The sequence below is a fragment of the Streptomyces cyslabdanicus genome (genome assembly GCF_052663305.1).
On record NZ_JBQRUW010000041.1, the window covers coordinates 126,343 to 146,688 of the forward strand.

General features: G+C 71.8%; 14 protein-coding genes. 3 read left to right on the plus strand and 11 right to left on the minus strand.

Annotated features, from left to right (window positions below; all coding sequences use genetic code 11):
• Positions 1-124: 124 nt before the first annotated feature.
• The 10 genes from ACTYVM_RS24520 to ACTYVM_RS24565 all read right to left on the minus strand — a co-directional run bounded on the left by ACTYVM_RS24520 (position 125) and on the right by ACTYVM_RS24565 (position 14,917).
• Positions 125-1,252, minus strand: coding sequence for an inositol-3-phosphate synthase (locus tag ACTYVM_RS24520; RefSeq protein ID WP_445528019.1), 1,128 nt, complete (start codon positions 1,250-1,252; stop codon positions 125-127).
• Between the two features lie 758 nt (positions 1,253-2,010).
• Positions 2,011-5,166, minus strand: a complete 3,156-nt coding sequence (locus ACTYVM_RS24525) for a ThuA domain-containing protein (protein WP_445528020.1) — start codon at positions 5,164-5,166, stop codon at positions 2,011-2,013.
• Positions 5,167-5,415: 249 nt separating this feature from the next.
• Complete coding sequence (locus ACTYVM_RS24530) at positions 5,416-6,414, minus strand: sugar phosphate isomerase/epimerase family protein (RefSeq protein ID WP_400027645.1); 999 nt, start codon at positions 6,412-6,414, stop codon at positions 5,416-5,418.
• A gap of 12 nt (positions 6,415-6,426) precedes the next feature.
• Positions 6,427-7,647, minus strand: a complete 1,221-nt coding sequence (locus tag ACTYVM_RS24535) for a Gfo/Idh/MocA family protein (protein WP_445528021.1) — start codon at positions 7,645-7,647, stop codon at positions 6,427-6,429.
• 79 nt (positions 7,648-7,726) lie between these two features.
• A complete protein-coding gene (locus tag ACTYVM_RS24540) occupies positions 7,727-8,767 on the minus strand; it encodes a substrate-binding domain-containing protein (protein WP_445528022.1) in 1,041 nt (346 codons plus the stop codon).
• A gap of 101 nt (positions 8,768-8,868) precedes the next feature.
• A complete protein-coding gene (locus tag ACTYVM_RS24545; RefSeq protein ID WP_445528023.1) occupies positions 8,869-9,915 on the minus strand; it encodes an ABC transporter permease in 1,047 nt (348 codons plus the stop codon).
• Positions 9,912-11,468: a sugar ABC transporter ATP-binding protein gene (locus ACTYVM_RS24550; RefSeq protein WP_445528024.1), complete on the minus strand. Its 1,557-nt coding sequence runs from the start codon at positions 11,466-11,468 to the stop codon at positions 9,912-9,914. Before ACTYVM_RS24550 ends, ACTYVM_RS24545 begins: the two co-directional genes overlap by 4 nt.
• A gap of 179 nt (positions 11,469-11,647) precedes the next feature.
• Positions 11,648-12,829, minus strand: a complete 1,182-nt coding sequence (locus tag ACTYVM_RS24555; protein WP_445528025.1) for an ROK family transcriptional regulator — start codon at positions 12,827-12,829, stop codon at positions 11,648-11,650.
• A 271-nt stretch (positions 12,830-13,100) separates the two neighbouring features.
• Positions 13,101-13,778: a GntR family transcriptional regulator gene (locus ACTYVM_RS24560; RefSeq protein ID WP_445528026.1), complete on the minus strand. Its 678-nt coding sequence runs from the start codon at positions 13,776-13,778 to the stop codon at positions 13,101-13,103.
• Positions 13,779-13,969: 191 nt separating this feature from the next.
• On the minus strand, positions 13,970-14,917 hold the full coding sequence (locus ACTYVM_RS24565) for a beta-ketoacyl-ACP synthase III (RefSeq protein ID WP_445528027.1): 948 nt from the start codon (positions 14,915-14,917) through the stop codon (positions 13,970-13,972).
• A 314-nt stretch (positions 14,918-15,231) separates the two neighbouring features.
• On the opposite strand from ACTYVM_RS24565, the gene fdhD reads away from it, so the two are divergent.
• A complete protein-coding gene (fdhD, locus tag ACTYVM_RS24570; protein WP_445528028.1) occupies positions 15,232-16,080 on the plus strand; it encodes a formate dehydrogenase accessory sulfurtransferase FdhD in 849 nt (282 codons plus the stop codon).
• An 88-nt stretch (positions 16,081-16,168) separates the two neighbouring features.
• Here the strand turns inward: fdhD and ACTYVM_RS24575 are convergent, their stop codons facing one another.
• Positions 16,169-17,188 carry a bile acid:sodium symporter family protein gene (locus ACTYVM_RS24575; RefSeq protein WP_445528053.1) on the minus strand — a complete coding sequence of 340 codons (1,020 nt, stop codon included), beginning with the start codon at positions 17,186-17,188 and terminating at the stop codon, positions 16,169-16,171.
• 196 nt (positions 17,189-17,384) lie between these two features.
• Here ACTYVM_RS24575 and ACTYVM_RS24580 point away from each other — a divergent pair, with 196 nt between their 5' ends.
• Positions 17,385-18,272: a LysR substrate-binding domain-containing protein gene (locus tag ACTYVM_RS24580; RefSeq protein WP_445528029.1), complete on the plus strand. Its 888-nt coding sequence runs from the start codon at positions 17,385-17,387 to the stop codon at positions 18,270-18,272.
• A gap of 230 nt (positions 18,273-18,502) precedes the next feature.
• Positions 18,503-20,329, plus strand: coding sequence for an AMP-dependent synthetase/ligase (locus tag ACTYVM_RS24585; protein ID WP_445528030.1), 1,827 nt, complete (start codon positions 18,503-18,505; stop codon positions 20,327-20,329).
• Positions 20,330-20,346 lie beyond the last annotated feature (17 nt).

The window sequence follows — 20,346 nt, forward strand, 5'->3', positions numbered from 1 at the left end:
GGGCCGGCCGGGTCCGGAGCTCGGACGTCGTGGCGTGGGCGGCGGCCGCGGGCCGAGGCCCCGCGCGCTCCGACGACGGCGGCGACGGTCACCGCCAGGGCGACGGCCACCAGACCGTGGCGGGTCACCGCCGGTCCCCCAGCCGTCGGCCGAAGTCCAGGAGCGCCGCGTACTGCTCCCCCAGCGCGGCGGGGGCGCCCGGGTCGGGGTCCTTGAAGTAGAAGCCGAGTTCGGGGCGTGGCCCGGTCAGTCCGCGTGCGTGGGCGCGGGCCAGCAGCCGGGCCAGGTCGAGGACCAGGGGCGCGGCGAGCGCCGAGTCACAGCCCTGCCAGGTCGTCTGGAGGGTCATCCGGGAGCCGAGGAAGCCGTCGAAGGCGATGTGGTCCCAGGCGGTCTTCCAGTCGCCGAGCGCGGGCACGTCGTCGATGTGCACCTCTCCTTGGGGGACCGTGCCCAGGGTGTCCGCGAGGACCCGTTCCTTGCCGGAGTTCTTCGCCGCGGCGGCGGCGGGGTCGGCGAGGGCGGCGCCGTCCCCGCCGCCGAGGAGGTTCGTTCCGGACCAGGCCAGCACGCGCAGCGCCCGCTGCGTGAACATCGGGCCGAGCACGGACCGCAGCAGGGTCTGCCCGGTCTTGCCGTCGCGGCCCGCGTAGGGCAGGGCGGCGGCCTCCGCCTCGGCGGCGAGCGCGGGGTGGTGCAGTCCGGTCGACGGGGTGAAGTTGACGTACGGACAGCCCGCGCGCAGGGCCGCCGCCGCGTAGAGCGAGCTGGCGGGCAGGGTGGTGCCCTCGGGGGCGGGTTCGGTGGAGGCGACGTTGACGACGACGGTGCGGGCGAGGCGGTGGCGGTGGGTGAAGTCGCGGATGTCGTCGGCGAGGGCGTCGATGAGGGCGTCCTCGCTCCGGGTGTCGCCGGGCAGCGGACCGCCGGGTCTGATCTCCTCGTCGGCGGCGGCCAGTTCACTGCGGACGGCGGAGGGCAGGCCGTGCGGCAGGACGCCGCCGGCGGCGAGGGTCTCGGCGCGTTTGGGCAGCGGGCAGTCCACGGTGTCGTGCCCGCCGAAGACGAGGGAGGGCAGAGCCGGCAGGCCGCTCGCGGCGAAGGGCTCTGTCTCGGTGACGAGGCCGGCGGTGGGATGCAGTCCGGCGGCCACGGCGGCGCATCCGGTGATGGCGGTGGTGGCGACGGAGCCTCGCGCGCCGATCAGCCAGACGCCGGTGCGGGAGGGGGAAGCGGAAGGTTCGGCGGACATGGGCAGCCTCCTTGTCGTACGCGAACCGAAAGCCGGACGGGTGCTCGGACGCCGGACGGTCTCCGGGGTGCCGCCGGCGCCGAGGTCGGGCCCGGAGCCGGCTTCCCGGCCGGGCGACGTCTCGCCCCGAGCCGGGACCTGGCCCGGGCTCGGGCTCGGGACCGGGACCGGGACCGGGCTCGGGACCGAACTCGGGCTCGGGCTCGGGCTCGGGCTCGGGCTCGGGACCGGGCTCGGGACCGGGCTCGGGACCGGGCTCGGGACCGGGCTCGGGACCGGAGCCAACGCCGGGACCCGGAGCCGGGATCCGAACCGAGCGCCGGACCGAGATCCGGGAGTGTGGTCCGACCGGGGCCAGGTCCGGAACGGGTACCCGGTCCGGGACCGTGCGGGTACCGGCGCCGGGTTTCCGGCCGGGCAAGGCCTCGGTCAGAGCCGAACCCGAACCCGAAGCCGAACCCAAGACCCGGACCCGGACCCGGACCGGAACCTGGACCCATCCGAGACCGAGATCGGGACCCGGTCCCGGACCGGAACCCAGATCCGGACCTGGGCCCGGCCCTGGGCCTGGGCCCAGAACCGGGATGCGGACCGGACCGGACCGAGATCCGGAACCGAGATCGGAACCGGACCGGGCCGGGCCCGTTCCACCCCCGGTCGGCGGGGTGGGGCGGGTGGGGCGGGGACGGCGGGCGGGAGTCCGGCGTCTCCCGCCCGCCGCCGTTTCAGGCGCCCTTGACGGGCGGCTGTTCCTTGGTTCAGGCGGTACGCGGCTTGCAGTCCGCCTTCTCCTGGCCGGTGGTGTACTTCAGCCCACCGAGCAGGTGACTGCGGAAGCCGTCCTCGGCGTAGGACTCCTTGGTGTGGCCGAGGCCGGTGTAGAAGGAGCGTCCGCCCTGGTAGGACTGGCACCAGGCGATCGGGTGGTCGCCGTTCATCGTGCCGCCCTCGTAGCTGCTCTCGTCCAGGGTGGCCAGGACACGGGCGTGGTCACGCGGGTTGGAGCGGTAGTTGTACCACTCGTCCGTGCGGTCCCACGCGTCGTCGAGGCCCTTGGTGGCCGGGTGGTCGTGCTCGGGGACCTGGACGGTGGCCTGCTGGATCTGCGGGTGCGAGTCGAAGTACGCGCCGACCAGGCCGCCGTAGAACGGCCAGTCGTACTCGGTGTCGGCGGCCGCGTGGATGCCCATGTAACCGCCGCCGCCGACGATGTACTTCTCGAACGCCTGCTGCTGGTCGGCGTTGAGGACGTCGCCGGTGGTGGAGAGGAAGACGACGGCGTCGTAGCGGGCGAGGTTGGCGGTGGTGAACTGCTGGGACTCCTCGGTGGCGTCGACGGTGATGCCGCTCTGCTTGCCGAGGTCCTTCAGGGTCTGGACCCCGGTTTCGATGGAGTCGTGCCGGAAGCCGGCCGTCTTGGAGAAGACGAGGATGCGCTTGTCGTTCTTCGCGGGCTTCTTGTCGGAGATCACGAAGTCGTCGAGGTCGAAGAGCGCTCCGTCGCCGCCCTTGAAGACCAGGTACAGCTCGGTGGTCTTCTTCGGCAGCTTGCTGAGCGGGATGTCGATGTCCTGGAAGGTCTCCCAGCTGCCGGTCACCGGGACGACCCCGGACCCGTGCAGGGTGCCGTTCGGGCCCCCGGTGCGGACCTCCAGGTACCCGCCGGCGCCGCCGGAGGAGACCCGGGCGGTGAGCGTCTGGGCGCCGCTGAGGTTGTACGGCTTGAACGAGATCCAGTCACCGTTGTCGATGTCGCCGACGGTCTTCCCGCCGTTCGCCTCGGCCTTGTCGTAGGTGCGGATGCCGCTCTGGGCACTGAAGTGCTCGGCCTGCCGGTGGCGAGGCTGGAGCACGACCTGGTCGTGCGTGGTCAGCGCTTCCTGACCGCCGCCGCCGTTGTCGGTGTACTCGGCGTCGAGGACGCCGAAGATGTTGGCGTTGGGGTCGTGCTCGGTGTCGGCGGGCGCGGTGATGGTGCCCTCGCAACCCTTGGCCGAGGTGATCGGGTGGCCGTGGTTGTCGTGGCCGAGGATGTAGCGGACGGTGACCTTGGAGCAGTCGATCTTCTTGTCCTCGGCGTCGGTGACCCTCACCTTGAACGGGATGGTGTCACCGAACTCGAACAGCGTGCCGTCGGCCGGGGTCTGGAAGGTGACGGTGGGCGCGGTGTTGCCGACGACCACGTGGACGTTGGCGGTGGCGGTGTAGCCCGTCGGGTCCGTCACGGTGACGGTGGCCGTGTACGTGCCGTTGGTGCGGTAGGTGTGCTGGGGCGACTCGCCGGTGCCGGTGGTGCCGTCGCCGAAGTCCCAGGCGTAGGTGAGCGCGTCGCCGTCGGCGTCCTTGCCGGTCGCGGAGAAGGACACCTTCAGGGGCGCCTTGCCCGACGTCCGGTCCGACGTGGCGGTCACGGTCGGCGCGTGGCCGTTGGTGACGTTCTCGATGCGGTACAGCGCGGAGTTCTCGTCGCCGCCGAACCAGGACAGGCCGTAGTCCAGGACGTACAGGGCGCCGTCCGGGCCGAAGGCCATGTCCATCACCTGGGTGCCGGACCAGGGGAAGGGGTTGATGGACTGGACGGTGCCGTCCTCGTCCTGCTCGATCCGCTTGATCCACTGGCGGCCGAACTCACCGGCGAAGAAGTTCCCGTCGTAGGCCTCGGGGAACTTGGCGGGGGAGTTCAGGTCGGCGTCGTAGCGGTAGACCGGGCCGCCCATCGGGGACTCGGAGCCGTCGCCGAACTCGGGGATGGAGGCGCCGTCGTAGTCGATCCAGGCCGGCTGGGCCGGCGGGAGGTCGACCAGGCCGGTGTTGTTCGGGGAGGTGTTCTTCGGCGCCGCGCAGTCGAAGGCGTCACCGGACTTCTGGGTGGCGAAGTCGTACTTGACGTACGCCTGGTTCTGGCCGACGCAGTAGGGCCAGCCGAAGTTGCCGGGCTTGGTCACGCGGTTGAACTCGACCATGCCGGCGGGGCCGCGGTTCGGGTTGGCGGCGCCGGCGTCCGGCCCGTACTCGCCGACGTAGAGGGTGCCGGTGGGCTTGTCGATGCTGAACCGGAACGGGTTGCGCAGGCCCATCGCGTAGATCTCGGGACGGGTCTTCGGGGTGTCCGGGGCGAAGAGGTTGCCCTCGGGGATGTCGTAGGAGCCGTCCGGATTGACCTTGATCCGCAGGATCTTGCCGCGCAGGTCGTTGGTGTTGCCCGCGGAGCGCTGGGCGTCGAAGGCCGGGTTGCGGTCGGGCCGCTCGTCGATGGGCGCGTAGCCGTCGGAGGAGAACGGGTTGGAGTCGTCACCGGTCGACAGGTAGAGGTTGCCGTCCTTGTCGAAGTCGATGTCGCCGCCGACGTGGCAGCACATGCCGCGGGAGGTCTTGACCTCGAGGACGTTCTTCTCGCTGGCCAGGTCCAGGGTGCCGTTTTCGTCCAGGACGAACCGGGAGAGCCGGTTGACGCCGTCGAAGGGCGCGAAGTCGGCGGCGGTGCCGTTCTCGGGGGCGTCGCCGGGCGGGGTGTTCAGGGGCGGCGCGTAGTAGAGGTAGACGAAGCGGTTCTCGGCGAAGTCGGGGTCGATCCCGATGCCCTGGAGCCCCTCCTCGTCGTGGTCGTAGACGGCCAGCCTGCCCGCGACGGACGTGTTGCCCTGCGCGTCGGTCAGGCGCAGGGTGCCGTCGCGGGAGGTGTGCAGGACGCTGCGGTCCGGAAGGACGGCCAGCGACATCGGTTCGCCGACCTCGGCGACGCCCTTGGCGAGGGTGACCTGCTGGAAGTCCTCGGCGGCCGCGGCGGCCGGTCTGGTGGTGTCGGGGTCACTCGCGCTCGCCGGCGGCGCGGCGAGCGCGAGTGAGGTACCCGCGAGGAGCGAACCGGTGAGGAGTGCGAGTGCCTTGTGGAATCTGGGACGTTTCCTGTGCACGAAGATCCCTCCGGGAGGGTGGGGGTCGTACGGGGCAGATGCTGTGCGCCGGGGTGCGCCGTCACTCCGGAGATGTGCGTGACCTGTACAACTCCGGGACCGTAGCTGGCTTTGTCGGAGTCGGGTAGTCCTTGTACAGAAGAGAAGTTGGCCTTTTTCCAGCGTCAGGACAAAGCGGTTCTCGGGCAGGCCGAACCGACGGGCGGCGCTCCGCGCCCCCCGCCGAACCGGCGGAGCCAACCGGCGGAGCTACTGGCCGAAGGCGGCGTCGAACGACGCGCTCGGCGGGTCGAAGTCGAACTCCTTGAGCCGGCGCAGCGCTTCGGGGGCGCCCTGGAGCCGGTCCATGCCGGCGTCCTCCCACTCCACCGACACGGGGCCGGTGTAGTCGATGGACCGCAGCATGCGGAAGACGTCCTCCCACGGGACGTCACCGTGTCCGGCGGAGACGAAGTCCCAGCCGCGCCGGGGGTCGCCCCACGGCAGGTGGGAGCCGAGGCGGCCGTTGCGCCCGTCGAGGCGCTTGCGGGCCTCCTTGCAGTCCACGTGGTAGATCCGGTCGCGGAAGTCGTACAGGAAGCCGACCGGGTCGAGGTCCTGCCACACGAAGTGGCTCGGGTCGAAGTTCAGCCCGAACGCGGGCCGGTTGTCGACCGCGTCCAGGGCCCGACGGGTGGTCCAGTAGTCGTACGCGATCTCGCCGGGGTGCACCTCGTGCGCGAAGCGGACGCCCTCGGCGTCGAACACGTCGAGGATCGGGTTCCAGCGCTCGGCGAAGTCCTCGTAGCCGCGTTCGATCATGCCCGGCGGCACCGGCGGGAACATGGCGACGAGGTGCCAGATCGAGGATCCGGTGAAGCCGATGACGGTGTCGACGCCGAAGGCGGCCGCCGCCCGCGCCGTGTCCTTGAGCTCGGCGGCGGCCCGCCGCCGTACGCCCTCGGGCTCCCCGTCGCCCCAGATCCTGGCCGGCAGGATGCCCTGGTGGCGCTCGTCGATCGGGTGGTCGCAGACCCCCTGACCCACCAGGTGGTTGGAGATGGCCCAGCACTTGAGGCCGTACTTGTCGAGCAGCGCACGCCGCCCGTCGAGGTAGGCGGGGTCGGCCAGCGCCTTGTCGACTTCGAAGTGATCTCCCCAGCAGGCCAGTTCGAGTCCGTCGTAGCCGAAGTCGCGGGCCAGTCGGCAGACTTCCTCCAGGGGGAGGTCGGCCCACTGACCGGTGAACAGGGTGAACGAGCGTGACATGACCGGGCCTCCCTAGACCGGGACGGGCGTGTAGAGGGAATTCTTGGCGGCGCTCTCCTCGACGGCGGCCAGGACGCGCTGGACCTGGAGCCCGTCGGCGAAGGACGGTTCGGGCGCGGTGCCCGCGGCGATCGCGAGCACCAGGTCGCGGGCCTGGTGGACGAAGCTGTGCTCGTAGCCGAGGCCGTGGCCCGGCGGCCACCAGGCCGCGAGGTAGGGGTGGTCGGGTTCGGTGACGAGGATCCGGCGGAAACCGGCGCTGACCGCGGGTTCGGTGTGGTCGTGGTACGAGAGCTCGTTGAGCCGTTCCAGGTCGAAGGCGAGCGAGCCGCGCGAGCCGTTGAGCTCGATGTGCAGCGCGTTCTTGCGGCCGGAGGCGAACCGGGTCGCCTCGAAGGAGGCGAGCGCGCCCGAGCCGAACCGGGCGGTGAACAGGGCCGCGTCGTCGACGGTGACCTCTCCCCGGCCACTGCCGCCGACACCGCTGAGCCCGGCGGCCGCCCCAGCCGGCAGCGGGCGCTCCCGGACGAAGGTCTCGGTGACCGCGGACACCCCGGTGATCGGCTCGCCCGCGAGGTACTGGGCGAGGTCGACGATGTGGGCGCCCAGGTCGCCGAGCGCGCCGGAGCCCGCCGCGTCCTTGCGCAGCCGCCAGGTCAGCGGGAACTCCGGGTCGACGAGCCAGTCCTGGAGGTAGCTGACCCGTACGTGCCGCAGGGTGCCGAGGCGGCCCTCGGCGACCATGCGGCGGGCCAGCACGGTCGCGGGCAGCCGCCGGTAGTTGAAGCCGACCATGGCGACCTGGCCGCGGGCCCGGGCCCGCTCGGCCGCCTCGGTCATCGCCCGCGCCTCCTCGACCGAGTTGGCGAGGGGCTTCTCGCACAGCACGTGCTTGCCGGCCTCCAGGGCGGCCACGGCGATCTCCGCGTGGCTGTCGCCCGGGGTGCAGATGTCGACGAGGTCGACGTCGTCGCGGGCGATCAGATCGCGCCAGTCGGTCTCCGCGTCGGCCCAGCCGAGCCGGGCGGCCGCGCCCCGCACGGCCGCCCCGTCACGTCCGGCGACGGCGGCCAGTACGGGCCGGTGCGGCAGGTCGAAGACGCGGCCCACGGTGCGCCATCCCTGGGAGTGGGCGGCGCCCATGAAGGCGTATCCGACCATGCCGACACGCAGCGGAGGCTTCCCGGCCGCGGGCTCGCTCTCGGCCTGCTCCGACTGTCCCTTCAGGCCCATACCGATAACTCCTTCTCGTGAACGTTCGCAGCGGCGTTCCCGACGCCGTGACCGTGATGTGGGGGGTTGGCAGCGCCCATTACTTGAAGCCGGTGGGCATGTACTGGTCCACGTTGGTCTTGTCGACCACGGCCGAGAACAACGTGATGGACGCCGGGATCTCGAACTCCGCCATACCGGAAACGCCCTTGCCCTGGCCCAGTGCGCGGGCCAGGTCGATCGCGGACGCGGCCATCGTCGGCGGGTACAGCACGGTGGCCTTCAGGACGCCCTTGTCCTGCTTGATCTGTTCGAACGCGGAGAGCGCGCCGGCGCCGCCGACCATCAGGAACTCGTCGCGCCCGGCCTGCTCGATGGCGCGCAGCGCGCCGACGCCCTGGTCGTCGTCGTGGTTCCACAGCGCGTCGATGTGCTTCTGTGCCTGGAGGAGCTGGGCCATCTTCGCCTGGCCGGACTCGACGGTGAACTCGGCCGCCTGGCGGGCCACCTTGGTGATGTTGGGGTAGTTCTTCAGCGCGTCGTCGAAGCCCTGGGTGCGCTGCTTGGTCAGCTCCAGGTTGTCGAGGCCGGCGAGTTCGACGACCTTGGCGCTCTGCTTGTCCTTGAGTTGCTCGCCGATGTACTGCCCGGCGTTGAAGCCCATGCCGTAGTTGTCGCCGCCGATCCAGCAGCGGTACGCCTGCGGGGAGTTGAAGACCCGGTCGAGGTTGACGACGGGGATGCCCGCGCGCATCGCCTTCAGGCCGACCTGGGTGAGGGCCTTGCCGTCCGCCGGCAGGATCACCAGGACGTCGACCTTCTTGTTGATCAGGGTCTCGATCTGCCCGATCTGCGCGGCGGTGTCGTTGGAGCCCTCGGTGATCTCCAGGGTGACGTCGGAGTACGTCTTGGCGCGGCTCTTGGCGTTCTCGTTGATCGCGTTGAGCCAGCCGTGGTCGGCCTGGGGGCCGGCGAAGCCGATGGTGACCGCCTTGCCGGGCGTGTTGTCGGCGGCGGGCTTGCCGTTCGCCGCGGGCTTGTCGTCCTTGGTGTCGTTGCTGGTGCAGGCGGCGAGGAAGGCGGTGGCGCCGACGGCGGCGCCACCGAAGAGCAGACCTCTGCGGCTCGGTGTCTGGGGCATGGCGATGGCCTTTCCGTTGAGGGCCGTACGGAGCGGGCGGCTCGGCTGGGCTGGGGCCTGTTCCGAGTCCACCGTCGTCCGCGGGGAACTCGGAACCGGGCCTAGGGGGTGGAGGCGGTGCGCCGCTGGACGAGGACGGCGGCGACGATGATGGCGCCCTTGGCGATCTGCTGGACGTCGCTCTGGAGGTTGTTCAGGGCGAAGATGTTGGTGATCGTGGTGAAGATCAGGACGCCGAGGACGGAGCCGACGATGGTGCCCCGGCCGCCGCTCAGCAGGGTCCCACCGATGATCGCGGCGGCGATGGCGTCGAGTTCGTACAGGTTGCCGTTGGTGTTCTGGCCCGATCCGGCCAGGACGATCAGCAGGAAGGCCGCGATGCCGCAGCACAGGCCGGACAGCAGGTAGAGGTAGAGGCGCTGGCGGCGGACGTCGATGCCCGCGAGGCGGGCCGCCTCCGCGTTGCCGCCGACGGCGACGGTGCGCCGCCCGAACGTGGTGCGGTTCAGCACGAGCCAGCCGATGACGGTGACGGCGGCGAAGACGAGGACCAGCGGCGGCACGCCGAGGACGTAGGAGTCGCGTTCGCCGAGCTTCAGGATGCCGTCGATGGTGACGATCTGCGTCTTGCCGCCGGTGATCTGCAGGGCGAGTCCGCGCGCGGAGGCGAGCATGGCGAGCGTCGCGATGAACGGGACCATGCCGCCGTACGCGATGAGGACGCCGTTGACGAGCCCGCAGCCGACGCCGACGAGGATCGCGGTGAACAGGACGCCCGCGAAGCCGTACTCCTGGGTGGCGACGGTGGTGGCCCACACGGAGGAGAGGGCGACGACCGCGCCGACGGACAGGTCGATGCCACCGCTCATGATGACGAAGGTCATCCCGACGGTGACGACGCCGATGATGGACGACTGGGTGAGCACCAGTTGCAGGTTGCGGGTGTCCAGGAACTCGTCGGGCTTGGTGAGGCCGCCGATGAGGACGAGGACGGCGAGGACGCCGAGCAACGACAGGGTGCGCAGGTCGGCGCGTGCCCACAGGACGCGCAGCGGGCCGGCGCCGCCGGGGACGGCGTCCGCGGGGGCGGCGGGGGACGGCCCGGCGTCGGGTCCGCCCTGCTGGGCCGGGGTGGCGGGGTGCGTCATGACGTCGCGCTCCCTTCCTCGGTCACGGACTGTGTGGACACGGGGCTTCCCTCCATCACCAGGTCGAGTACGCGGTGTTCGTCCAGTTCCCGGGCGGGTGCCGTGTGGACGACGAGCCCTTCGCGGAGCACCAGGACGCGGTCGGCGAGACCGAGCACCTCGGGCACCTCGCTGGAGACCAGGAGGACGGCCAGGCCCTCGTCGGCGAGGCGGCGCACCACCGCGTACAGCTCGGCGCGGGCGCCGACGTCGACGCCCCGGGTGGGTTCGTCGAGGAGCAGGACGCGGCAGCCCCGCAGCAGCCAGCGGGCGAGGACCGCCTTCTGCTGGTTGCCGCCGGAGAGGGTGCGCACCGGGGCGTCGGGGTTGTCGGGCCGCAGGGAGAGCTCGCGGGTGGCCCGCCGGGCGGCGGTCCGCTCCGCGCGCCGGTCCAGCCAGCCGCCGCGGGCGAAGCGCGGCAGCGTGGAGACGCTGACGTTGCGGGTGACGGACTCCAGCATCAGCAGGGCCTGGGCCTTGCGTTCCTCGGGGGCGAGCCCGAGTCCGGCGCGCACGGCGGAGCGCACGCTGCCGGGGCGCAGCGGTGTGCCGTCGACGAGGACGCGGCCCGCGCTGGGTTTGCGGGCGCCGTAGACGGTCTCCAGGATCTCGGAGCGACCGGAGCCGACGAGTCCGGCGAGGCCGACGATCTCGCCGGGCCGCAGTTCGAGGTCGAGGGGGGCGAACTCCCCGTCGCGGGCGAGACCTTCGACGGTGAGGACGGGCGCGGCGTGCTCGGTGGAGAACGCGGGACGCGGCGGGAAGACGTACTCGACGTTGCGGCCCGTCATCAGGGAGACGATCTCGCGGGTCGGGGTGGACTCGGCGGGCAGGCCCCCGGCGACGGCGCGGCCGTCCTTGAGGACGGTGACCCGGTCGCCGATGCGGCGGATCTCCTCCAGGCGGTGGGAGATGTAGACGACGGCGACACCGTCGGCGGTGAGGTCGCCGACGATGCGGAAGAGGTTGTCGACCTCGTCCGGGTCGAGGGCGGCGGACGGTTCGTCCATCACGATGAGCCGGACGTCGTGGGAGAGGGCCCGTGCCATGGAGACGACCTGCTGCTGGGCGGCGGAGAGTTCGCCGGCGAGCCGGGCCGTGTCGATCTCGGGGTGGCCGAGCCGCTTGAGGAGGGCGGCGGTGGCGGAACGGGCCTCGCGGCCCCGGACGACGAAGCCGGCGGTGGTGGGTTCGTGGCCGAGGAAGACGTTCTCGGCCACGGACAGGCCTGCCACCAGGTCGAGTTCCTGGTAGATGGTGGCGATGCCCAGGTTCATGGCGGCGATCGGGGACCTCAGGGTGATCGGCTCGCCCCGCCAGGTGATCTGCCCGTCGTCGGGCTGGTGCGCCCCGGCGAGAACCTTGATGAGAGTGGACTTCCCGGCGCCGTTCTGGCCGAGCAGGCAGTGCACCTCTCCGGCCTGTACCTCCAGGTCGACTCCGTCCAGGGCACGGACTCCGGGGAACGACTTGGTGATGCCGGACATGCTGAGCAGGGGTGGTTCTGGAGCCATGGTGGTTCCCCTCGGCGGATACGGCCGGTCTCAGGGCAGGGCTGACGTACGCGGGGCTGATGTACACGGGGCGGGCTGACGTACGCGGGCGTAACGGTGGTGGTGCCGTGCTGCGTGCTGGTGGTGCGGGGCGTACCGGTGGTGCTGGACGTGCCGGTGGTGCGGGTGGTGCGCGCCGGTCAGGCCGGCGAGAACAGGTGGTCGCTGATGAGCCGGGCCGCGCCGATGACTCCGGCGGCGGGCCCCAACTCGCCCAGGACGATGGGCAGGTTGCCGGTCGCCAGGGGCAGTGACTGGCGGTAGACCTGGGTGCGGATCGCGGCGAGCAGGGTGTGGCCGAGGCCGGTGACCCCGCCGCCGATCACCACCAGGCCGGGGTTGAAGAAGGAGACGAGTCCGGCGATGACCTGGCCGGTGCGGGTGCCGCCCTGCCGGATCAGGCCGAGCGAGGTGGCGTCGCCCGCGGCGGCCGCGGCGGCCACGTCGACGGCGGTGAGGGCGCCGTTCGCCTCCAGCCGGGTCGCGAGCTCGGCCGACCGGCCCTGCTGGGCCGCCTCCAGCGCGTCACGGGCCAGGGCGGCGCCGCTGAAGTGGGCCTCCAGACAGCCCCGGTTGCCGCAGACGCAGGGGCGTCCGTCCGGCACGGCCTGGATGTGCCCGATGTCGCCCGCGCTGCCGGTCGTACCGCGGTGGACCTCGCCGTCGACGACGATGCCGCAGCCGATGCCGGTGCCGATCTTGACGCAGAGGAAGTCGCCCACGGAGCGGGCGACGCCCGCGTGCTGCTCCCCCATCGCCATGAGGTTCACGTCGTTGTCGACCATGACCGGGCAGCCGAGTTCCTGGCTGAGCGCCTCCCGCACGGGGAAGCCGTCCCAGCCCGGCATGATCGGGGGCGCCACGGGGACGCCCTGGGGGAAGCGGACGGGGCCGGGGACGCCGATGCCGGCGCCGTCGTACCCCTCCGCGAGCCCCGACACCCGCAACTTCGCGGCCATGGCGAGGACTTGCGAGAAGACCGCGACGGGACCCTCGCGTACGTCCAGCGGCTGGTTGAGGTGTCCCAGCACCTCCAGTTCGGCGTTGGTGACGGCGACGTCGACCGAGGTCGCGCCGATGTCGACGCCGAGGAAGCGGAGTTCGGGGGCGAGCCGGACGTTGTGGGAGCGGCGGCCGCCGCGTGAGGCGGCGAGTCCGTCGGCCACGACCAGTCCCGTCTCCAGGAGCCGGTCGACCTCCATGGCCAGCTTCGAGCGGGACAGCTCGACGCGGTCGCCGAGCTGTGCCCGGGAGCTGGGTCCCCCGTCGCGCAGCAGCTTCAGGAGCCGGGCCTGATGGGGGTTGGCGGGTCGTGCCGTCATACGTCTCACGTGCCCCTCCCCGCCTCAATTCGGCCTACGCACACGGGATTTCGACCACTTGACTGCTTGCTTGAGAGAGGAACGTAGCAGCGACTGCCGGAACTGGGAAGAAGTTGCGCAGGGATTGCCGCCAACTTTCCCCACCGACAGGACAAAGTTGGCGGCGCCGAGCGAAGGCCAGGGGGCCGGTCTTCGTGGGGTCAGCACGTGGTGTGCGGTCAGGACTTGGCACGTATCAGCACGTGGCGTGCGGGCCGAGCTTGACGTGTGGTCAGGGTTTGGCCTGGCCGTGGTACGACCTGCGGGTGTACTCCGTGTGCTCGCGCATCAGGCGGGTGGCGCGCTGCTCGTCGCGCTCGCCGATCGCCTCGATGAGCGCGCGGTGCTCGATCCAGGACTGGCGGCCGCGCTGCCGGGCCACCGGGGTGTAGTACCAGCGCACCCGCCGGTCGACCTGGACGGCGAGTTCGGCGAGCACCGCGTTGCCGGCCAGCTCCACGACCTTGGCGTGGAAGCGGGCGTTCAGGGCGACGGCCGTCTCCACGTCGTCGGCGGCGACGGCCTCGAACCCCCGCGCCACCAGCTCCTCCAGGGCGGCGACGCCGTCGCGGTCCGCGTTCGCGGCGGCGAGGCGGGCCGCCTCGGCCTCCAGGAGCATGCGCACGCTGAGGAGTTGGTCGGCCTCCTCCTCCGTCGGCTCGTGCACGAAGGCGCCCTGGGCGGGCCGCAGATCGACCCATCCCTCTGTGTTCAGACGCTGGAGCGCCTCGCGCACCGGCTGCCGGGAGACGCCGAGGTGCCCGGCGAGCTCGCTCTCGACAAGGTGCTGGCCCGGCTGGAGGGCGCGGGTGGTGATGAGTTCCAGCAGGGCTTCGTAGACGCGCTCGCGCAGCGGGCCGGGGCGCTCGAGCCTGGGCACCGCCCCCTGCGGCAGTCCTGTCGACAACATCGCGGTCCCCTCCTCGGCCGGGCGCGTGCGCAGCAGGCGGACGGCCGGGTCCTTGACACTCGGACGGAGCGTCGATCGCCGTTCGTCTACAGTCTACGATGCGCAGTCGCCGCGATCAGTGGACGTCGCGCGCGTCACACACACGCACGCGACGCCCGCGTACGCACCGCGCGGGATCCGCCGGCGGCCGCTCACGGGCAGCGCACGACCTGCCCGGCGTAGGACAGGTTGCCGCCGAAACCGAACAGCAGCACCGGGTCCCCGGTGGTCACCTCGCCCCGTTCGACGAGCTTGGACAGGGCCAGCGGGATGCTCGCGGCCGAGGTGTTGCCGGACTCGCTGACGTCGCGGGCGACCACGGCGTTGACGGCCCCCAGCTTCGCGGCGAGCGGCTCGATGATGCGCAGGTTGGCCTGGTGCAGGACGACCGCGGCGAGTTCCTCGGGCGCGAACCCGGCCCGCTCGCAGGCCTGCTGGGCCAGCGGCGGCAGCTGGGTGGTGGCCCACCGGTAGACGCTCTGCCCCTCCTGCGCGAACCGCGGGGGCGTGCCCTCGATCCGCACCGCGTGCCCCATCTCGGGCACCGAGCCCCACAGCACCGGCCCGATCCCGGGCTCCTCGCCCGGCCGGCAGGCCTCGACCACGGCGGCCCCGGCCCCGTCACCGACGAGCACGCAGGTCGTGCGGTCGGTCCAGTCGGTCACGTCGGACATCTTGTCGGCGCCGACGACCAGGGCGCGGGTCGCGGCCCCGGCGCGCACGGTGTGGTCGGCGGTGGCCAGGGCGTGGGTGAAGCCCGCGCACACGACGTTGACGTCCATCGCGGCCGGCCCCGGGACGCCGAGCCGGGCGGCGACGCGGGCGGCGGTGTTCGGGGAGCGGTCCGTGGCCGTGGAGGTGGCGACGAGCACCAGGTCGATGTCGGTGGGCGTGAGCCCGGCCGCCGCGAGCGCCTTGGCGGCGGCGTGCGCGGCGAGCTCGTCGACCGGCTCGTCGGGCCCCGCGATGTGCCGGGTCCGGATGCCCACCCGGCTCCTGATCCACTCGTCGCTGGTCGCCACGATGCCCTCCAGGTCCTCGTTGGTGAGCACCTTGGCGGGTTGGTAGTGACCGACGGCGGTGATGCGCGAGCCGTTCATGGGTGGTTCCCCTCGTGGCCGTGGGTAGCGGGATTCACCAGTCTGGTCAGTGACTCGCGGGTAACGCGGCAGGTGAAGTCACAGGATTGACGGGCCCCTCTTGTCGGCTTCGGTCAGAGGGGCGCCCCTCACCGCGAGAGGCCGGGAGGCACCTTGCCGGAGCGGCGCGCGGCAGTGGACAATGCATCGTCGACAGTATCCAGTTCTCCGGCGGCAGCGGTTCTCCGCCGCGATGCCCTGCCGCACGTGCAGGACAATGAGATCATCGGGGCCGCTTCGGCCGAAGAGCGCACAGAACCGGGGCTGATCAGGGCATGGGACGAGTCACGGAACGACGCAAGGTGATCCGCATCCGGGACGGAGCCGTCTCGTCCCGCCCCGACACGCTGGTCGCCGAGGAGCCGCTGGAGATCCGGCTGAACGGCAAACCCCTGGCGATCACCATGCGCACCCCGGGTGACGACTTCGCGCTGGCGGCCGGCTTCCTGGTGAGCGAGGGCGTCCTGGGCGCCGCGTCCGACCTGCTGAACATCGTGTACTGCGCGGGCGCGACGACGGACGGAGTGAACACGTACAACGTGGTGGACGTGAAGACCGCGCCGGATGTCGTCCTGCCCGACATCACCCTTGAGCGCAACGTGTACACGACCTCGTCGTGCGGCCTGTGCGGCAAGGCGAGCCTGGACGCGGTCCGTACGACGGCCCGCTGGCCGATCTCCGACACTCCCCCGCTGCGGATCGGAACCGAGCTGCTGGCGAGCCTGCCCGACCGGCTGCGGGCCGCCCAGCGCGTCTTCGACCGCACCGGCGGGCTGCACGCGGCGGCGCTGTTCACCGAGGACGGCGAACTGCTGGACATACGCGAGGACGTGGGCCGGCACAACGCGGTCGACAAGCTGATCGGCCGCGCCCTGCAGAGCGGCGACCTGCCCCTGTCCCGCAGGATCCTGCTGGTCTCCGGCCGCGCCTCCTTCGAGCTGGCCCAGAAGGCCGTCATGGCGGGCATCCCGGTCCTGGCGGCCGTCTCGGCCCCGTCGTCCCTGGCGGTGGACCTGGCCGCGGAGACGGGGCTGACGCTGGTGGGCTTCCTGCGGGGCAGCTCCATGAACGTGTACGCGGGCGGGGAGCGGATCGCCCTGCCGGAGTCGGCCGCCCACGGCTGAGCAGCCCGGCGGCCGGTACGGACCGGCCCGATCCGGGCCCCGATCCGACGGCCGCGCCGGTGCCGCAGTCGTCACGGTGCCGCTGAGGTCACCGAGGCCGGTTCGTCGTACCGACCGCGGACGGTGACGCCGCGGCCGGCGCCGGCCCGGCGGTCTCCTGCCGCACCTCGGCGTCGCGCGCCCGGCGCTTGGCGATCACCGCGCACACCATGAGCTGCATCTGGTGGAAGAGCATCAGCGGCAGCACGGCGAGCGAGGCATGGGCGCCGAACAGGACGCTCGCCATGGGCAGCCCGGAGGCCAGCGACTTCTTCGAGCCCGCGAACTGCACGGCGACGCGGTCCTCGCGGGAGAAGCCCAGCGCCCGGGTGCCGTACCAGGTCAGGGCGAGCATCACGGCCAGCAGCAGGGCCTCCACGACGAGCAGCCCGCCCAGCCGTACGGCGCTGACCTGGTGCCAGATGCCGCGCACCATGCCCTCGCTGAACGCGGTGTAGACGACGAGCAGGATCGAGCCGCGGTCGACCAGCCCGAGGATCTTCTTGTGCCGGGCGACGAAGCGTCCGATCCACGGCCTGAGGAGCTGCCCGGCGACGAACGGCACGAGCAGCTGCACCACGATCGTGACCAGCGAGTGCCCGGAGAAGCCGCCGCCGCTGTTGCCGAGCAGCGCGGCCGCGAGCAGCGGAGTGAGGACGATGCCGACCAGAGAGGAGAAGGAGCCGGCGCAGATCGCGGCGGGCACGTTGCCGCGGGCGATGGAGGTGAACGCGATCGACGACTGGATGGTCGACGGGACCAGGGTGAGAAAGAGCAGGCCCTGGTAGAGCGGCTGGTTCAGCAGCACCGGGACGAGTCTGCCGGCGGCGATGCCGAGCAGCGGGAAGATCACGAAGGTGCAGGCCAGGACCGTGACGTGCAGCCGCCAGTGCTTCAGGCCGTCCAGCGCCTCACGGGTGGACAACCGGACACCGTAGAGGAAGAACAGCAGGGCGATCGCGGCGGTCGAGGCGCCCGAGGCCACAGGGGCGGCCGAGCCGCGGGCCGGGAGGAGTGCCGCGATGCCCACCGTCCCCAGCAACAGGACGATGTACGGGTCGATCGGCAGCCAGTTCGTCCGGCGCAGGCGTTTCACGGTGCTCCACTTGCTCGTGCTCTTCGGGTCGGTACGGGCGGCGTCACGCCCGTGCGGCAAGGGGCCGACGGGTCCCTTCTCCATCGTGCCCGGCCGGGCGTTGATCGGGAATCCGTCATACCGCTCTGACTGTCATCGTGTTCCGCGATGACCGCGGTAGCCTGTCCCCGTGTACGACCCCGCCCAGCTGCGCACCTTCCTGACCGTGGCCCAGACCCTCAGCTTCACGGGGGCGGCGCGGCGGCTCGGGCTGCGCCAGTCGACCGTCAGCCAGCACGTGCGCCGTCTGGAGGACGCGACCGGCAGGGCGCTGTTCTCCCGCGACACCCACTCGGTGGAGCTGACCGAGGACGGCGAGGCCATGCTGGGCTTCGCGCGCCGGATCCTCCAGGTGCACGAGCAGGCGGCCGCGTTCTTCACCGGCGCCCGGCTGCGCGGCCGGCTGCGGTTCGGCGCGTCGGAGGACTTCGTGCTCACCCGGCTGCCGGAGATCCTGGAGGGCTTCCGCTACGAGCATCCCGAGGTCGACCTGGAGCTGACGGTGGAGCTGTCGGGCACGCTGCACGAGCAGCTCGCCGCCGGCAGGCTGGACCTGGTGCTGGCCAAGCGGCGCCCCGAGGACCCGCGGGGCGAGCCGGTCTGGCGCGACCGCCTGGTGTGGATCGGCGCCGAGCGGCTGCGCCTGGACCCCGACCGCCCGGTGCCGCTCATCGTGTACCCGCCGCCCGGCATCACCCGGGCCCTGGCCCTCGCGGCCCTGGAGCGCCAGGGCCGGCCGTGGCGCGTCGCCTGCACCAGCGGCAGCCTCAACGGCCTGATCGCCGCCGCCCGCGCGGGCCTGGGCGTGATGGCCCACTCCCGCGGCCTGATCCCGCCGGGCCTGGTGCGCGTCCCGGACCGGGCGGGCCTGCCCGAGCTGGGCGGAGTCGACTTCGTACTCGTGCACGGCCGCCGCCACGACACCCCGCACCACGCGGCCGACGCCCTGGCCACGGCCATCCTGACCAGCGGCGACCGCCTCCACCGGCGCGGAGTCGGCCAGGGCACGACCTATTAGGGCCTCTCCGGCCGGTCGCGAGGGCCGTAATCGGGCAGTACAGATTCGGTGCAGATAACGGCACCGAACCTTACGGGTCCGTAGGAAAGTCTGTCCGACCCTTCCCCTTGTGAGCGCATTTTCCGGCGTCCACCCGGGCACCGCCCGCCTCGGCGGGCCCTGACGCCCCTGCCGCGCTGGGGTAGCTTTCACGGCGCTGTGCGGAGCGTCACAAGGAACGGGAGCGGGGTTTGCGCGAGTTCACCAGCCCTCCGTCGACGTTGCCACCGCCGGTGGGCGGACTGGCCGACGTCGTCTTCCAGCATGCGCTGGACGACCCGCTCCACATCGCGCTCGGCCGCAAGGACGAGTTCGGCAGATGGCGGGATGTGACCTGCGCCGAGTTCCGCGACGAGGTGCTGGCCCTCGCCAAGGGCCTGCTCGCCCAGGGCATCCGCTTCGGCGACCGCGTGGCGATCATGTCCCGTACCCGCTACGAGTGGACGCTGTTCGACTTCGCGCTGTGGACGATCGGCGCCCAGGTGGTGCCGCTCTACCCCACCGCCTCGGCCGAGCAGTGCTTCTGGGCGCTGCACGACGCGGAGGTGACGGCGGCGGTCGTGGAGCACGAGGAGCACGCGATGACGATCGCCACCGTCATCGACCGGCTCCCGCGGCTGCGCCTGCTGTGGCAGTTGGACACCGGCATCGTGCAGCAGTTGTACGACGCGGGCGGGCACATCGACGACGACGTGGTGCACCGGCACCGGGAGGCGGTCACCCCGGACTCGGTCGCGACCGTCATCTACACCTCCGGCACCACCGGCCGCCCCAAGGGTTGTGTGCTGTCGCACGGCAACTTCATGTACGAGTCGGACACCGTGATCGCGCGCTGGGAGCCGGTGTTCCACAGCAGGAAGGGCGACGAGGCGGCCACACTGCTGTTCCTGCCGCTCGCCCACGTCTTCGGGCGGATGGTGGAGGTCGCCGCGATCCGCGGCAAGGTCCGTTTCGGCCATCAGCCGCAACTGAGCGCCGCCGCGCTGCTGCCCGACCTCCAGGCGTTCCGGCCGACGTTCATCCTGGCGGTGCCGTACATCTTCGAGAAGGTGTTCGGCGCGGCCCGCCGCAAGGCGGAGAAGGAGGGCAGGGACGGGCCGTTCGAGAAGGCCGTCGAGGTCGCCGTGCGGTACGCCGACGCCGTCGAGGCCAAGGCCTGGGGCGTCGGCCCCGGCCCCTCGGCGGCCCTGAGAATGCAGCACCAGTTCTTCGACACGTTCGTGTACTCCAAGGTGCGTGCCGCGATGGGCGGCAGGATCCGCAACGCGATGTCCGGCGGCTCGGCCATGGACCGCCGGCTCGGACTGTTCTTCGCGGGCGCCGGCGTGCAGGTCTACGAGGGCTACGGACTGACCGAGTCCACCGCGGCGGCCACCGCCAACCCGCCCGAACGCACCCGCTACGGCACGGTCGGGCAGCCCGTTCCCGGCACCACCGTGCGCATCGCCGACGACGGCGAGATCTGGCTGCGCGGCGACAACGTCTTCCAGGGCTACCTCCACAACGAGAAGGCCACCGACGAGGCCCTGCACGACGGCTGGCTGGCCACCGGCGACCTCGGCTCCCTCGACGAGGACGGCTATCTGACGATCACCGGCCGCAAGAAGGAGATCCTGGTGACCTCCGGCGGCAAGAGCGTGGCGCCCGGCCTGCTGGAGGAGCGGGTGCGCGACCACCCGCTGATCTCCCAGTGCATCGTCGTCGGCGACGACCGCCCCTACGTCGCCGCGCTGGTCACCCTCGACCACGAGGCCGTCGAGCACTGGCTCCGGATGCGCGGCAAACCGCTGATGCCGACGGCCCGGCTGGTGCACGACTCCGACCTGGAGACCGAGGTCCGCCGCGCGGTGGTCGCCGCCAACACGCTGGTCTCCCAGGCCGAGTCGATCCGCACCTTCCGCATCCTCGCCCAGCCGTTCACCGAGGAGCACGGTCTGCTGACCCCGTCCCTGAAGCTCAAGCGCAGGGCCATCGAGAACGCCTACGCCGCCGAGGTGGAGGCGCTGTACCGGGTCTGATCCGGTCGGATCGGCAG

Coding starts and splice junctions, on each gene's coding strand:
- ACTYVM_RS24520 (WP_445528019.1), bottom strand. CDS start 1,252: ATGTCCGCCGAACCTTCCGCTTCCCCCTCCCGCACCGGCGTCTGGCTG.
- ACTYVM_RS24530 (WP_400027645.1), bottom strand. CDS start 6,414: ATGTCACGCTCGTTCACCCTGTTCACCGGTCAGTGGGCCGACCTCCCC.
- ACTYVM_RS24535 (WP_445528021.1), bottom strand. CDS start 7,647: ATGGGCCTGAAGGGACAGTCGGAGCAGGCCGAGAGCGAGCCCGCGGCC.
- ACTYVM_RS24540 (WP_445528022.1), bottom strand. CDS start 8,767: ATGCCCCAGACACCGAGCCGCAGAGGTCTGCTCTTCGGTGGCGCCGCC.
- ACTYVM_RS24545 (WP_445528023.1), bottom strand. CDS start 9,915: ATGACGCACCCCGCCACCCCGGCCCAGCAGGGCGGACCCGACGCCGGG.
- ACTYVM_RS24550 (WP_445528024.1), bottom strand. CDS start 11,468: ATGGCTCCAGAACCACCCCTGCTCAGCATGTCCGGCATCACCAAGTCG.
- ACTYVM_RS24555 (WP_445528025.1), bottom strand. CDS start 12,829: ATGACGGCACGACCCGCCAACCCCCATCAGGCCCGGCTCCTGAAGCTG.
- ACTYVM_RS24560 (WP_445528026.1), bottom strand. CDS start 13,778: ATGTTGTCGACAGGACTGCCGCAGGGGGCGGTGCCCAGGCTCGAGCGC.
- ACTYVM_RS24565 (WP_445528027.1), bottom strand. CDS start 14,917: ATGAACGGCTCGCGCATCACCGCCGTCGGTCACTACCAACCCGCCAAG.
- fdhD (WP_445528028.1), top strand. CDS start 15,232: ATGGGACGAGTCACGGAACGACGCAAGGTGATCCGCATCCGGGACGGA.